Annotated in this window: 13 protein-coding genes; 7 read left to right on the forward strand and 6 right to left on the reverse strand. The window is 68.9% G+C overall.

Annotated elements, in window-relative coordinates:
- Nucleotides 1–15 precede the first annotated feature (15 nt).
- Both BM237_RS25100 and BM237_RS25105 read left to right on the forward strand, forming a co-directional pair.
- Nucleotides 16–2,190: a hypothetical protein gene (locus BM237_RS25100; RefSeq protein ID WP_093852012.1), complete on the forward strand. Its 2,175-nt coding sequence runs from the start codon at nucleotides 16–18 to the stop codon at nucleotides 2,188–2,190.
- Entirely contained in the window at nucleotides 2,187–2,939 is a 753-nt protein-coding gene (locus BM237_RS25105) for a hypothetical protein (RefSeq protein ID WP_093852013.1), read from the forward strand. The genes BM237_RS25100 and BM237_RS25105 overlap by 4 nt, the downstream gene beginning before the upstream one ends.
- A 349-nt stretch (nucleotides 2,940–3,288) precedes the next feature.
- Here the strand turns inward: BM237_RS25105 and BM237_RS25110 are convergent, their stop codons facing one another.
- The 3 genes from BM237_RS25110 to BM237_RS25120 all read right to left on the reverse strand — a co-directional run bounded on the left by BM237_RS25110 (nucleotide 3,289) and on the right by BM237_RS25120 (nucleotide 5,012).
- Nucleotides 3,289–4,329, reverse strand: coding sequence for a PIN domain-containing protein (locus BM237_RS25110; RefSeq protein ID WP_093852014.1), 1,041 nt, complete (start codon nucleotides 4,327–4,329; stop codon nucleotides 3,289–3,291).
- 25 nt (nucleotides 4,330–4,354) lie between these two features.
- On the reverse strand, nucleotides 4,355–4,570 hold the full coding sequence (locus BM237_RS25115; protein ID WP_093852015.1) for a hypothetical protein: 216 nt from the start codon (nucleotides 4,568–4,570) through the stop codon (nucleotides 4,355–4,357).
- 67 nt (nucleotides 4,571–4,637) lie between these two features.
- Nucleotides 4,638–5,012: a hypothetical protein gene (locus tag BM237_RS25120; protein WP_093852016.1), complete on the reverse strand. Its 375-nt coding sequence runs from the start codon at nucleotides 5,010–5,012 to the stop codon at nucleotides 4,638–4,640.
- 62 nt (nucleotides 5,013–5,074) lie between these two features.
- Here BM237_RS25120 and BM237_RS25125 point away from each other — a divergent pair.
- Nucleotides 5,075–5,880, forward strand: a protein-coding gene (locus BM237_RS25125) for an IS5 family transposase (protein ID WP_093852017.1) whose coding sequence is annotated in 2 segments (ribosomal slippage) — nucleotides 5,075–5,411 and nucleotides 5,411–5,880 — 807 coding nt in all. Because the reading frame shifts where the segments join, the coding sequence is not laid out codon by codon here.
- 101 nt (nucleotides 5,881–5,981) lie between these two features.
- On the forward strand, nucleotides 5,982–6,755 hold the full coding sequence (locus BM237_RS25130; protein WP_093852018.1) for a transposase: 774 nt from the start codon (nucleotides 5,982–5,984) through the stop codon (nucleotides 6,753–6,755).
- A 53-nt stretch (nucleotides 6,756–6,808) separates the two neighbouring features.
- Here BM237_RS25130 and BM237_RS25135 read toward each other — a convergent pair whose 3' ends face one another.
- Nucleotides 6,809–7,669 carry a hypothetical protein gene (locus BM237_RS25135; protein ID WP_139238176.1) on the reverse strand — a complete coding sequence of 287 codons (861 nt, stop codon included), beginning with the start codon at nucleotides 7,667–7,669 and terminating at the stop codon, nucleotides 6,809–6,811.
- Nucleotides 7,670–8,105: 436 nt separating this feature from the next.
- Here BM237_RS25135 and BM237_RS25145 point away from each other — a divergent pair, with 436 nt between their 5' ends.
- Together BM237_RS25145 and BM237_RS25150 are read left to right on the forward strand one after the other, a co-directional pair.
- Nucleotides 8,106–8,732, forward strand: coding sequence for a hypothetical protein (locus BM237_RS25145; RefSeq protein WP_093852021.1), 627 nt, complete (start codon nucleotides 8,106–8,108; stop codon nucleotides 8,730–8,732).
- A 436-nt stretch (nucleotides 8,733–9,168) separates the two neighbouring features.
- Nucleotides 9,169–9,348, forward strand: a complete 180-nt coding sequence (locus tag BM237_RS25150) for a hypothetical protein (protein ID WP_093852022.1) — start codon at nucleotides 9,169–9,171, stop codon at nucleotides 9,346–9,348.
- 1,288 nt (nucleotides 9,349–10,636) lie between these two features.
- Here BM237_RS25150 and BM237_RS30130 read toward each other — a convergent pair.
- Nucleotides 10,637–10,888: a hypothetical protein gene (locus BM237_RS30130; protein ID WP_245794037.1), complete on the reverse strand. Its 252-nt coding sequence runs from the start codon at nucleotides 10,886–10,888 to the stop codon at nucleotides 10,637–10,639.
- 861 nt (nucleotides 10,889–11,749) lie between these two features.
- Nucleotides 11,750–12,922, reverse strand: coding sequence for a hypothetical protein (locus tag BM237_RS25165; RefSeq protein ID WP_093852031.1), 1,173 nt, complete (start codon nucleotides 12,920–12,922; stop codon nucleotides 11,750–11,752).
- Between the two features lie 121 nt (nucleotides 12,923–13,043).
- Here BM237_RS25165 and BM237_RS25170 point away from each other — a divergent pair, with 121 nt between their 5' ends.
- A complete protein-coding gene (locus BM237_RS25170) occupies nucleotides 13,044–13,286 on the forward strand; it encodes a hypothetical protein (protein ID WP_093852024.1) in 243 nt (80 codons plus the stop codon).
- Nucleotides 13,287–14,105 lie beyond the last annotated feature (819 nt).

Below are 14,105 nucleotides of genomic sequence, written 5' to 3' on the forward strand. Positions count from 1 at the left end.
TGCCCGGAGACCGTGATGAACAGCAAGGACTTCACCGCCGGACTCGCCGAGCTGCGCGGGCTGCGGGACGAGATCAAGACGCTGCGCAAGCAGCTGGCGAAGCTAGAGACCGCCCGCGACAAGCAGATCACGGCCCTGGCCGCGTATGAGAAGGCCAAGGCCGAGCGGATCGCCCCGGCCGCCGGGGTGTCGGTGGCCGACGTCGTCGCCCTGGCCCCCACCCTCGCCCCCCCTGCCCCGCCCCAGCCGCAGGAAGAGCCCGCCCCCACCCCCCAGGCCGCCACCAATGCTGCCGGGCGGCCGGAACCGACCGGAGTACCCGCACCCGACCTGCGCCGCGCCCCCGGCAAGCCCGCGGCCACCGGCACCGCCCCGGACACCACCATCACCGGCGGCAGTGATGCCCCGCCCGCGGTCGGGACACCCTCCAGTCATCCCGGCCCGGGCCGGCAGCCCACCACTACCCCCGCCGCCGATGGTGAACAGCCGGAGCAAGTGCGGGAGCTGCCGTCGATCCCGCCCGGTCAGGACGGCGACACCTGGTTCACCGCCACACCCAACCTGACCTCCACACGGCCGAACTTCACCCAGCAGCCACGCCAGATGGCCTTCCTCGACGCCACCACTGGCGTGCTGGTCCACCGCGACACCACCACCCGACTGAACCTGGGCACCGGCTCGGTGGCCGACATCCTCATCGCTGTCTACGCCACCGTGCCCGCCACCGTGGAACGGATCTACATCACCGCCGGCGACCCCTGGCACCGCGACGCCGAACGCTACCCGTTCCTGCGCGACGCGGTCGCCGCCTGGCTCAACGGCCCCCTCCCCGACGGCTGGAAGATCGAATCCACCCGCGGCCGGGACCGGCTGGCCGGACACCTGGTCCACCCCCGCAACCCGGTCGGTCGCTGGCAGCGCGGCGACCAGCACACCGAGATCCGCAGCGTGGGGGAGTGGTTCGACCCCGACGGCGCCACCCCCGCCACCGTCCGCGACGCCTTCGTCCTGCTGTGGCGGGCCCTGCACCGCCACTGGCCGGACGTCACGCTGATGGGCTCCCCCTCCCAGACCGGACGCGACCTGTGGTCCCGCACCATCCCCACCAAAGCCGGAGCCAAATGGGCCGACGGCTATCCGGTGATGAGCGAGGAGATCCGCGGCCTGCTGCACGCCACCGCAGGCCAGGGCCGCACCGAACTGATCACCCCACCGAAGGTGCCGGACCGGCTCCCCCAACTGATCGAACTCGACCGCACCTTCGCCTACGCCAAACACACCTGGGCCTCCGGCGTCGGCATCCCACGCCGCATCACTGCAGCCGCCTTCGCCGCCCTGAGTGAAAAAGACCAGATCAACGCCCTCTTCGCCCCCTCCCACTGGCACATCCGCGTCACCATCCCCCACGACTGGAACCACGTCGGCCTCCTCCCGGCCCCCGCCGCCGGAGACCGGACCTGGCACTACCCGGCCGAACCGGGCCGCACCTTCACCACCTGGGCCGGCGGCGCGGAGGTCAACCTCGCCCTGCGCAACCCCCACACCCCCTGGAAGGTCGAGATCCTCGACGGGCTGCTGTGGGAGGCCGGAAGCCCTCTGCGTGAATGGTCCACCCGCCTCAAAGACGCCTGGGCCTCCCTACGCGCCATCGCCGCCACCCACGGCGACCCCAAGCAGCGCACCGCCGCCCACCTCGCCTCCCGAGCCGTCCGCGCCATCCTCCTGTACGGCATCGGCGCCTTCGCCCAGCGCCCCCGCATCACCACCGGCACCGTCCCCACCGGCGCCGAGCACGACATCCCCACCGGAGCCCAGATCATCGGCACCGATGGCCACACCATCACCTGGCAACGCGACACCGGCTTCGCCCGCGACCCCTACGCCCACCCCGAATGGGCCGCCGGCGTCTGGTCCGCCGCCCGAGCCGCCCTGCTGTCCACCAAGATGCGCGAGGACAACCTCTTCGTCGGCGCCCTCCATCTGCCCCCCGGGAGCGTGGTGGCCTTCCGTACCGACGCCATCTACACCACCACCGACCCCGCCTGGCCCTACCACGGCCACCCCGGCGACTACCTGAAGAAGGGACACCTGCCCGGACCCGTCACCGGCCCGCGCACCGAAGACGAACTCCTCAGTCTCCAAACCCTCGGCCGCGCCCACCTCGCCGAAGAACAGGAGCACCACCGGTGACCCCGCGCAGGCGTACCCCACCGTCTGGCCGCCGCCGCCAGGGCAGGCCGCGGCTCAACGAGGCCGCCCGCCTCACCCAACAACTCCTCGACGCCGGCTACACCAAACGGCAGATCGGACAGATCATCGGCCGCGACCCCTCCCTAGTCACCCAGTTCTTCACCAAGAACAAAGGCGCCGCCTTCGTCGAAGCCCTTCGCGCGGCCGTCCAGGAGATGCAGGTCGGCGCCGCCACCACCGTCGAGGAACTCAAACGCGTCGCCGCCCCCCACGTACGCCCCCGCCTGACCAAAACCGGAGCCACAGCCCGGGTCCGCACCAAGGACGTGGTCACCACCCCCGGCCACTCCGCCATGGCCCGCGCCGGCAGACAGCACATCGCCTCCGGCGCCTCCCGCCTGCGCCCGGTAGTGGAGAATACCGCCGCCATCGGCGGCCGCCTCGCCTTCACCGTCCGCGCCCCCAAAGGCGCCTTCCTGCACTCCTCCGGCTCCCGCCGCGACTCACCCGGCATCCGCCGCGGCATCGTCCAGCGCAGCGACGGCACCGAGGAACGCGCCTACGGCAACGCCACCGGGCCCGGCCTGGGCGAGGTCGGGTTCGGCGCACATGAGTGGCAGGCCCGGGTCAACGCCGCCGGCGGAGACGTGGCCGCCGCAGTACGCACCTACCTGGTCGAAACCGGGCGGCTCCGCCCCGACGCCCAACTGACCCACATCGAAGTCCGCAGTTGGAAACCCACCAACTGACCACACCGTGAACCCCGAGCGGCACGGTCCGGAACACAGGCTTGTGCACCACGGTGTGGCCGGAGTGCGCTGCCGCCCATCCTGCGACGGCCGCCACAACCGACCCGGCCGCGCGGCGGTTCCAGCGCTGGAGTGCAGGGAACCTAACGGTCAGCCCAATCCTGAAGCAGCCCTGAGGGCGGGAGATGGTGCTGCGGATCGATCCACGGACATCATCTTTAGCGACCACGCATCTGGCTGGATCGGCCGTGACCTGCACCGATGCCTCGCGTAGGTGACCGCAACGATCCACTCAAAGGCGACGAGGCGGTCAGCACGTGAATCGACCACCTCGCCGAAAGTGCAGCTCTCAGTCTGTGATCGTCACCGACGTGGACGAGAACTCGGCTTCGATGACGTCGCCGCTCTCATCCTGCACGACCAACGCTGTTATGTCCGCGGTGATGCGCAGGCGATAATCGCCCTTGATCGTGGACGGACTCAGGCCATCAGGCCTATTGCGGGTGAAGATGCCCGACGACCATGTCCCGGTCAGCATGGACAGGGTCAGCCCGCCTCCCTTGCACTGGTGCGCTTTGCCCAACCTACGAAGCCGAGGCGGGCGGGTCCGAACCCATTCAGGGAAAGCTTCGCGGGGCGCCGGTGAGAGCATGCCCAGCGTCTCGCGCGTGACGGCCTCGCGGAGCATCCCGCGAAAATCATCTCGCTCGGTGATGCTCTTGGCATCAACCCATTGGCTCGGATAGCCGATCTCGGCGAGTGCCGAAACGACGTCGAGGCGGAGGGTCAGCGGCGCGTCGGCGATCTCCTCACGCAGCTCCGGCGCGAAGGCTGTGCGGTTCTTCGGATCCGAGAAACCCTTGTCCTCGGTCACGAAGATCACGGGGAGAGGGCGGGTGCCCCCACTGGCCTTGCCCGCGATCCTGGATTGCACCGATTCCAAGTCATCGTTCTTTCGTGCCGCACGAAGCGCGGTCAGGTAGATCGCGGTGTCTCGACCGCCTTCACCGTTCGCCTTGCAGGGCGGCCGCCGGTCGGCCTCACGCTTCAGAGCTTCGAGCGCATCTTCCGGATCGGTGTGCAAGACGGTGAAGGCTTGCCGCAACTCGGCTTCGAAGAGGTCTGTCTCCAGCTCCGTTGGGCGATCCGACCACGTACTGGAGACGACTCGAGATGCCGGCCGCACGTACTTGTTCACCTCGCGCTGGGCAGCTTCGAGCGCCTTCCGTGCTTGAGTGAGGCCCTCGCGCCGCTGCCGGACCATCTCACGCAGGACGATGTCGGTGATAGCCAGGGTGTGCCCACAACGGTTAGCCGCAGCGGTCAGCAGCGTCAGCGTCGGGTTGCCAGGAAGGACCCGATGCAGCTGATTGGTGTCGAGGATGATCACACGAACAGAGTACGGACGCCTGCGTTCAAGTCTGGTCCCGTCCGAGAAGTTTGGCTTCGAGGGCGGCGATGCGTTTGTCTGAGAATCGAAGGTTGGAGCGTGCACCCTCGAGTCGTTCCTGGAGCTTGCGGTGCTCTCGGGCCAGTTGTTGGACTCGGTGCTTGAGGGTGGTGTTCTCACTGATCAGATGCTGGACGGACTCGCCGGGGATCATCTGGTCGAAGTCGCGGATCTGTCCCATGAACTCTCCGACCCGCTGCCGCTGGACCAGGACCTCCTTACTGATCGTTTCAGAATGAGGGCGCTGGCTATTCGTCGTCGAGTCGCTGAAGAACCTGCGTGAAGTCACCGGCATCGAGCAGGCCGGCGAGTACCTGGGTCATGTTGTCGATGCCAGGGTCCCGAACTATCAGCCCGTCAGAACACCAGAAGTAGCGGCCGCCCAACTCCTCGCCTGTCTGGGACCACCTCTTCATCAGGCGCTCAACCTCGGCGAGCGTGAACACGGTCGCGCTCCAGCGGGAGCCGTCCGCTGCCAGCCGCACCTCTACGTCGACGTTGCAGACGGCATCCAGGTCCTCGCCGGCGCCGGGCAGGAATGACGCCTCGAACCGATCTGTGCGAACGCGGTACCAGGGTTCATCCCAACCCTGCTCAGTGGCCTTGTCCCCGGTGCCGGTCATCCGGGGAGTATGTCGATCCGGCTCGGCGTGCTCAACCGGGTTCTCTGGCAAGCTGCAGCCTCGTGAACGTGAACCTCGTCCCCGATGCTCTCTGGGACCGGATAGCCCCGCTACTGCCGGTGCGCCCAAGGCGGCACCGCCACCCTGGACGGCTCCCGGTGCCGGACCGGGCCGCACTGGCGGGCATCGTTTACGTCCTGCGCACGGGCGTGGCATGGCGCGACGTGCCAAGCGCAGCAGTGGGCTGCTCCGGGGTGACGGCCTGGCGCCGTCTGCCGGACTGGACCGAGGCCGGCGTCTGGCCCCGCCTGCACGAGATCCTCCTCGCGGAACTCCGCGCGACGGGTCTGCTGGACATGGAGGACGTCGCGGTCGACGGCTCGCACGCCCGGGCCCTGAAAGGGGGGCTCACACCGGACCCTCGCCGGTCGACCGCGGCCGCCAAGGCAGCAAGCACCACCTGATCACCGACCGGCACGGAACACCCCTCGCGGTGTCGTTGACCAGTGGAAACCGTCATGACGTCACCCAGCTCATGCCCCTGTTGGACGCGATTCCCCGCATCCGCGGCCTGGTGGGCCGGCCACGTCACCGCCCACGGCGGCTGTTCGCCGACCGCGGCTACGACTACGACAAGTACCGCCGCCTCCTCCGCGCTCGGGGCATCACGCCGAAGATCGCCCGTAAGGGCATCGCCCACGGATCCGGCCTGGGCAAGACCAGGTGGGTCGTTGAGCGGACCTTTGCCTGGCTTCACCAGTTCAAACGCCTGCGGACTCGCTACGAGATACGAGCCGATCTCCACCTCGGACTGCTCCAACTCGCCTGCAGCATCATCTGCCTGCGACGTCTCCGAACCTCATTCTGAAACCGTCAGTTACAACTCCTCCGGGGCTCGGGTCGAATACGGGCGCGTCCCCACCTAGACGGTGTCCCGTAACTGCTGGTCACGGATGAGATGATCTTGCCGTGGCTAGTGTGATCACGGCGTCGGAGCCCTCTTGGATAGGCCCGTTCACCGGGCTGAGCCCGCGACAGTTCAACAAGCTGATCACCGCGCTGCGGCGCGAGGGTGCCGATCCGGTCCGCAAGGGCCGGCCGTGGTCGCTGCCGCTTCAGGACCGGGTGCTGCTGGTAGCCGCGTACTGGCGCACCAACCTCACCCTGCGCCAGCTCGCCCCACTGTTCGGGATCCCCAAGTCCGCGGCCGACCGGATCGTCGACCACCTCGGACCGGTTCTCGCGCTCCAGCCCCGCAAACGATTCCGCAAGGACACCGTGCTCATCGTGGACGGCACGCTGGTGCCCACCCGCGACCGGAGCGTGGCCGCCTCCAGCAAGAACTACCGCTATTCCACCAACCACCAGGTCGTCATCGACGCCGACACCCGGCTCGTCGTGGCCGTCGGACGGCCGGTGCCCGGCAACCGCAACGATTGCAAGGCCTGGGAGGAGTCCGGTGCCAAGGCCGCCGTCGGCACCACCTCCACAGTGATCGCCGACGGCGGCTACCGCGGTACCGGCTTGACCATCCCGCACTACCGCCGGCACCGGGACGAGGAGCTGCCCGCCTGGAAGGAGGAGCACAACGCCTCCCACCGCCGGGTCCGCGCCCGTGTCGAGCACACCTTCGCCCGCATGAAGTGCTGGAAGATCCTCAGCGACTGCCGTCTCAGAGGCGACGGCGTCCACCACGCCATGCTCGGCATCGCCCGCCTGCACAACCTCACCCTCGCCGGGTGACAGTCAAACGGGCAGGTCAGCCGACACGTCCCTGAGAATTTACGGGACACTGTCTAGGAGCTGCGGCGACGACCCGGCTCACGGGGCCTGGACGGGTAGTAGGCAGCCAAGGTCTCTGCTGTTGAGCACAGGACGCGCAGGTCGTGAAGGAAGTGCCCCATGGCTTTGACGGCATCCGGGTCGGTGAAGTGTTCCGGCATCCTCCAGGGGTTGCGTCCGTCCTCGTCCAAGAGTCGCCGCATTGCCTGCTCGGCTTCGGCGGCCGGGGATCTCGGGAGCCAGCGCAAGCCGCATTCGAGAATCTTGGGGCGCACCTCCTCGCTGAGGACCCTCCACTGGGTCTCGACCCGGACGTGCCATGTCTCAATCCTTCTCCACTGCCAGCGGTCACGAGAGAGAGCTCCGAAGTTGGTAGACGGCCGATATGACCGCGTCGGTCCCCGCCCCAAGGCCAGCAGGGCGTTGAGAGTCTGAAAGAAACGGGCGGCTGTCGGCCCGTCGATGACGGCCAGTTGGCGGAACTGGTGCAGCCCCGTGCTCAGAGTGCGAACCCTGGCGGCCAACTCTGTGGTGTCGGTGACGTTGAATGCTTTGGTCAGAGCGACTTGGAACTCGTGGATCTCGTTCCTCGCATAGTCCTTAACCCGCTGAGTCTGACGGGCGTGTGCCTGGGTTTCCCCGAGGTGGCTCAGGACGAGCAGAGCGGTGGGAACGCCAAAGCACAGTGAGGTGAGACTGGAGACAAGGTTGGCGAAAAAGCCGTGCCCCTCCCACCAGTTAGTGCGGTCGAGCCAGAGGCCCGTGCCTGCGAGAACTACTCCGAGGATGAGCAGGACAACGCTGAAGCGCCGGATCAATGACGGTGTGCTCCGCCACCACCGGCGCGCTCTGGCCACCCGTGTCTGCTGCGCCATGAAACCCCCTCATCACATGTGGTCAGACCGTAGCGCAGCTGAACGGGGAGGCTCGTGCGCCTGCTCAGACGGGGCGCTCCTCGTCGGCGCGGCCGTCGGCTCCGAGGCACCGCTGCAGGGACGAGGATGTCGCCTGGAGTCCGCCTATTACGCCCCGGGCGTGCAGTTCGGCAACGTCCGGGAGGTGAACGCCGGGCGGGATATCGATCAAGTCGGCTTGGACGGCGCGGATGGTGTGCGATGCCGGGGGCCGGAGCCAAGTGTGCAGCGGACGGTCACCCGGCATCGTGTGGCCAGCTGCGCCATTCCCCACGGCGATGGTGGCCGACCCCGGCATCGACGTGCATGACCCCCGAGCGGCGCGGAGAACGGCTCCCCGCGCGGGTGGCTGATCATCACCTCGTGCTGGCCACTCGCTGGCCGCCATAGTGGCGCGATGGACGCAGGACTCGCCGCCGTTCTCGGCGCCACCGTGGGCGCCCTAGGCACAGCGATGACGGGGGCCATCGCGGCACTCCTCAGCCGCAGCACGGCCCGCTACCAGGTCCGGACCGAAACTCTCCGAGCTCTGCGGGAGTCAAGGCGGGCCACGTACGCCAGCTACGCGGAGACGATCGATCACTACCTGGACAAGCTCTCCGACACGTTAATCCCTCTGGGACGGGTGAAGCGTTTCCCAGAGCAGCGGGGGATATGGATCGAGAAAGCCCACACACGGTGGAACGAGGCGCTCAAGTACCGGCAGAACGAGGTCGACACCCAACGAGTCCTCCTGCAGTTAGATGCCACCCGCCCGGTGGCCGAAGCCTCGTTGGAGATGGCCACATGGTGTGCCCTTCTCAGCCGGGCGACGGGCCGCGCGATCGCGGAACTGAAAGGGCAAGACCTGGACACCGGTCCACTCTCACCGCCGTCGCCGCAATACGTCCAGCTCCTGTTGACGGAGGGATTCGACCCGGAGAAGCCCGACCTCGATCAGATGCAGTCGCGGGCCCGCGATGCATACAGCGACTTTCTGAGCACGGCAGCCGCCGACCTCGGCGAGAATGGGGTTCTCGCCTGATGCACGGCCCAGGGCGTGCTGCGGGTTAGTGGTGGAGAATCGGGTGTTCGATGCGGCGATGCTCAACCTCCCCTTCGATCCCGGCGGCCCGCTTCAGTCGCGCCAGCGGAGGCGGCTGCACCGCTGATCCCGGGAGCACACGACGGCAGCGCGATACGCCTCTCCCATCGAACTGGAAGAGGAGTAATGTCAGGCGTGCCGCTCGCGCCGCAGCTGCCCACGGCCCGACCGGACCCAGAGAACATGCCTGGCCCGTGGAGAAGGGGGTGCGTACCTGCCCGCCGGAGCGCGCCGCAGGCCTTGAGCAGCAGGCGTGGGCGGCGCTCGGCGCGCTGGCCGCCGATTTGGTGCAGCAAGCCCTGCCCGACGGCGCCGACTGCACGGACACAACGGTCGAGCCGCCGACGTCCTGGCTGAGGATATGGACTGGCCGCCGGTGCTGCTGGCCAGCTTCGATCCGTTGATGAGTGCTCTGCGCTGCCTGAAGCCTACCGGGCCAGTCGGCCCGTACGCCGCAGCCGACCTGATGCCAGCCAAGACTGAACTGGCCCTCACCACAGACGGTTTGGGGAAGTTGGCCGACGCGCAGAGCCCGGCCGAGGACGCTGACGGCTAAGCCCTTGTCTCGCACTGGCTCGTCACACCCTGGCTGACGTCCTCACCCGCCCCGCTGGCGCCCTTGGTCCGGACGCCGTCGACACCGGCGAGGAGACGTTGCTGGGCCCAGACCCAGCCGCGGTGCGTGGGGCTGCCTGTTAGAGCACGCCGCCCATCAGGGCTCGTCCCACCGGCCGGCTGCCCGGCGACGTCCTGGACCTGGCGGCCGGTGCCCTCGCTGCCCGCGGGGGCCAAGAGGTGGTGACCACGGCCATCGGCGTGCATCTGCCGGTCCTACACCGAAGTCCACAGCTTTACTGCCAACCACGCCGCCCGGAGGGACGGCCACATCTCTGGCCGTCCCTCCGCTGGCGCCCCAGGCGACGTCGCTGACGCCCGTCCCGGGGGAGAGGCGGCCGGAATCGGCCCTGGGGGCAACCGGCCCCTGCATGTTGGATCGACGCCCAGCACTCGACGAGAAGCCCTTGTGACTGCTGAGATCCCCCTCGCACCGCCCGCGTTGTGCCGTCCGCCCTTGGCGGGGTGGAGAAGGTCTCCATCGAGACTGAGCTGTCGCTGCTCTTGGCCGCCATACTCGAAGCCACCGCCACGTGCCCGTGTCCGACTTTGGCTCCCGGCTCCGCCGAGCCCTGGACACCGGTCCTCCCCGACACCCGGCCATCGGCGACCTGTCGGCGTCGGCGACTTCCAGCCGAACGTGCCGCCGGGCCCGAGGTACCCGAACTCGCACTGCCCCAGCAACAAGGTGGCAACAGTCCGCTCTAGGCCTGCATGACGCCCGCCCACCAGGCGGTTCCGGTGATGGTCATCCCTGCGGCCAAGCGTTCGTGCTCCGTGGGCGGGCCCCGTGTTCCTGTCCCGCCATGCCCGCAGCGCCTGGCTCGACGGTCACGACGTCCGCCAGCACGCCGCGAAGCGTGGGCCGTCAAACCAGGGCCCAGATCGGGCCGGGAGCGGCTTGAGGCGGGCGCCAAGCCCGGCCAGTTGCGGAAGCGCGGGGCAAAGGCCCGCTGGGCACCGCTGGCGGGCCCATGGGAGGCCGTGCGGGACATCCGCCGAGTGCCGCGCGAACAGATCCGATCCGCGTCGTAGGGGGGTCAGGCCTGTTCGGAGAGCTCGTTGGCGTTCTGGGCGGGGATGAGGGTGTGGGCCTGGGCGAGATTGCGGGTGATGTCGGCGCGCCAGGTGGTTCCAGTGGTGGTGATCTGGTCGGTGAGACGGAGGTACTCGGCGAGTGGGCCGACGAGCCGGTAGCGGGGCGGGGCGATGCCGGGGCTCAGGTCGCGCTAGGCGCGCAAGCGCTCGATGGCGGGGGCGGAGGCGTGCCAACAGGCGGCGACGGTCCGGGCGACGAGGACGGAGTCGAGGCGGGCGGAGATCGGCTCGGGGCAGCCGTCGATCCCGCGGTCGCGAGAGCCGGGCCACCGGCCCTGGTCCCAGGCATCCTCGGGCGCCGGGTCCCGGTCGTGGTCCCAGCCACGGACGCGGAGTCCCTTGCGCACGCTGTACTCGACGAGGGCATCCTTGGTGTCGAGCAACCCGCCCGCGTGCCGCTGCTGTGCAGGCCGTTGCGCCACTTCGAGTCGACCGACCACTGGGTGCGCAGCGTTTTGTGCGCGTCAGTGGCGTCCTTGACCTGATGGGCGATCCCGGCGTCAGGCATCCTCAACGCCGGAGAAATCGTGTACGGCAAGACTTGATGCAGCCTAACGGGCTGGTCGGCTGACGGAGCGTCAGCCGACCAGAGGTCCGGGGGCATCAGCCCGCCCACCCGTGCGCATGGTCCTCCGTACGCTGCCGCGCACGCGCTCCAGCGCTCGATCCACACCTGTCTGCCCCTCCGAGCCTCCCACGAGGCAGGTCGCACCCTTGCTTTATGTCACGAAGTACGCAGACGCCGACTCGTAAGCGCTCAGCAACTCCGTAAAGGAACTTTTTCTAGCGGGCCTCTCAGAAATAAAACTCGTGCCCTTTCCGAGATGAATATTCTGTGCAATAGGAAGCTTCGGAGAGGGGTGGGCAGGGGGTCGGTTGCCGGAGTCGGAGCGAGCGGCCCGCCCGCACACGCGGCAGTGAGCCGCGCCCGCGCGTCGGCTCGGACGTACCGCAGCCGTGGGGTGTCCGGGCATGGCCGGTGACGAGCCGGGGACGCGTCCCGGGCCGGGGTCTGGAGGCGCCGAGTACCCCCCGCCCAGGGGCCGACGGGGTACTCGGCGCCGGAGTCGGCAGCTGCCGGTGGTCGCTCCCGGGGCGGTGCGGTCCTATGGCCAGCCGCCTGCTGGGTTCCACTGTGTCCGGGTGTCGACCCCGGCCGCCTTGCCTTGTTCCCCGTGTCCTGCGGCGGGCCCGCCGTTCGCCGCAGTGCCGCTGGCCTCGCCGGTCGTATCGGGGATGTCGCGTCAGCCGGGGCCGGGCTCGTGGGCCGGCGCGACGCTCGCGGCGGCGGTGCGGAGGTGGTCTAGCCAGGCGTCCATGTAGGCCTCGGCGGTGGGGTGCCGACTGCCGGGCGGGGTGAGCAGTCCGTGTCGGGCGTGCTCGTCAAGGAGGTTCTGGACGTAGGCGGCGAGCCCTTCGTACGGGGGCGTGAGACAGGCGGCGAGCGCGAACGGGACACCTGAAGGAGTGAGCAAGAGGGGGAACATTTCCCTGATGAGCGAGCCCAGGCCAGTGGCGTCGATGGCGGCCCGCAGCGATACGAGGGCCGAAGTGTCGGGCATGAGCAGCCCGTACGCCAGCTGCAGACCTCCGACACCGGCCAGCAGCTGCGCCCGGGTACGGGCCCGCGCCATCTCCTGCTCGTCGGCCGCCACGAGCAGGGCAAGCGGATCCACGGCAGCGGCCGGCACCCAGGCTCCGAAAGTGCCGTCAAGCTCTGCCTGTTCGGCGGCCTCGACCATCGGGGCCCAGTCCAGGCCAGGTAGGAGGGCGGCGAGGGCCTCGACGAACAGCGCGCCACCGACCTCGCTGCTGCCCATGCCGGTGGCCGCGGCCAGGCGTACGGCCCCGCGCCGCCGACGGGCGTCCTCGCCCCGAGCCACCGCAGTGTCGGCCCGGCCCTCCAGGAGCCGGCGCATCACGGCCGGATCCGGTGTCCCGGTCGGCCCCTGCGCGAACGCCCGGGCAGCGTCCGCATAGAACCCGTCACGCGCGGCGTCCTGTTCCTCTTCGCTGCCACTGGCGCCCGCGGTGCGGGCCTGCGCGAGCACCCGGTACGCGCGGGAGTTCTCCATGGCCCACAGCAGGGCCTCCCGCACGGCCGGCCACGGCGGCTCCGGCACCGCGCCCACCCCGGGCACGACCGGCCGACCGGCCTCGACGTACCAGGCGAGCACCGTCCAGCGCAGATCACGTCCCTGCCGCGCGTTCCGAGCGAGCGCCGCGGCAACAGCGACCACCGGCTCCTCCAGCACCGACACCGAGCCCCGCCCGCGCCCCAACCACCGCCGAGGATGCGCCGGCAGCAGCCCGGCCGCACGCCACCGCTCCAGCTGCGCCACCGACACCGCCCAGCCGAGCGCCGCCAGGCGCTCGATCAGCTCCCGATCCGCCCCACTGGGCCCGCCACGCACCACAGCGCACGACTTTAGAACCCCGCGAAGTACCCGGAAACCACCGACGGCCCAACTGGCTGACTGGACGTCGACACCCAACGACCCCACGGCCACCAGTGCCACCGGCCCCGAAGGAGCCACCATGCCCAGGCACCGCTCCCACCGCCTCACCACCGCCGCCGTCCCCCTCCTGCTCACCGCCACCACCGCCGGCCGCACCGCCCTCCTCCTCGCCGGCGCTGCCCTGCTCCTCCTCCTGGCCACCACCGCCACCCTCGCCTTCCGCGCCGCCTACGCCCCCCACTCCGCCCACCGCACCGCCGCACACCGAACCCTTCACCTCCTGCTGCGCCTCGCCCCCTGGTACCCCGACCGCCCCCAATAGCGCCCAACGGGCGCCCCACGCCCGAACCTACCGAACACAAAACAACCCCAGCCGCTCCGCAAAAACCCTCACTCCCTATTTCCAACCCAAGCCACCTCGCACCCTCACCCCCTCCCACAGCACGGTTCGAAAGGAGCCGAAGGATCCGACCCAGTACACCTCGAACGCGAAAGACAACCGCCATCCCCTCCTTCCGACACCAACCCTCGACGAGAAAACAGACGACACAGGACAGAGAAAACCGAGCGGATCCCTATACCTAAAGCAACGCCCACGCAGGGCACACCACCCGGCACCACCACACCCCGACACCCGAACACGACCAATGCCAGCTGCTCCGACGAACCGCCCCTGGCCAACGGCCAGGAAACTCCTCAACCAGCCGAGCATTCGTATATTGCAATCCTCAACACAAAGCAGCCGACAAGAACAAAACCCCAGATCAAACGACCACCACCCAGTGCCGAATGCGCTCTCCAACGTCCCTATCCGACACCACACCTGACAACCCCACACCCCCCACCCGAGGCCCGACAGGGCCTCACCACCCCACCCCGGCCGCCCGGAACGGGCGAGCCCCAACAAACCAACACTGCAAGGAAACTGAGGAGCAACCAAAAAAGGCCCCGACAGGGGCCAAGATTCCGAAGGAATTTGAAACACCGCGACTCGAATTCCTCCAACGGAGGAATTCACGCGCAAAACCAAGGCCCCCAACGGGGGCCGACACAAACCACCCAAGAATTCCCCGAAGGGGAATTCCGGGGCGTTATTCGGGCCGAAAGGCCCGAATTCAAGGCCATCCATGGCCCCGCCCCC

The sequence above is a fragment of the Streptomyces mangrovi genome, assembly GCF_900114215.1.
GTDB lineage: Bacteria > Actinomycetota > Actinomycetes > Streptomycetales > Streptomycetaceae > Streptomyces > Streptomyces barkulensis.

Excerpts from the sequence above, each read along its gene's own strand:
- BM237_RS25100 (WP_093852012.1), top strand. The coding sequence starts at position 16 with ATGAACAGCAAGGACTTCACCGCCGGACTCGCCGAGCTGCGCGGGCTG.
- BM237_RS25115 (WP_093852015.1), bottom strand. The coding sequence starts at position 4,570 with ATGGGACAGATCCGCGACTTCGACCAGATGATCCCCGGCGAGTCCGTC.
- BM237_RS25120 (WP_093852016.1), bottom strand. The coding sequence starts at position 5,012 with ATGACCGGCACCGGGGACAAGGCCACTGAGCAGGGTTGGGATGAACCC.
- BM237_RS25135 (WP_139238176.1), bottom strand. The coding sequence starts at position 7,669 with ATGGCGCAGCAGACACGGGTGGCCAGAGCGCGCCGGTGGTGGCGGAGC.
- BM237_RS25145 (WP_093852021.1), top strand. The coding sequence starts at position 8,106 with ATGGACGCAGGACTCGCCGCCGTTCTCGGCGCCACCGTGGGCGCCCTA.
- BM237_RS25170 (WP_093852024.1), top strand. The coding sequence starts at position 13,044 with ATGCCCAGGCACCGCTCCCACCGCCTCACCACCGCCGCCGTCCCCCTC.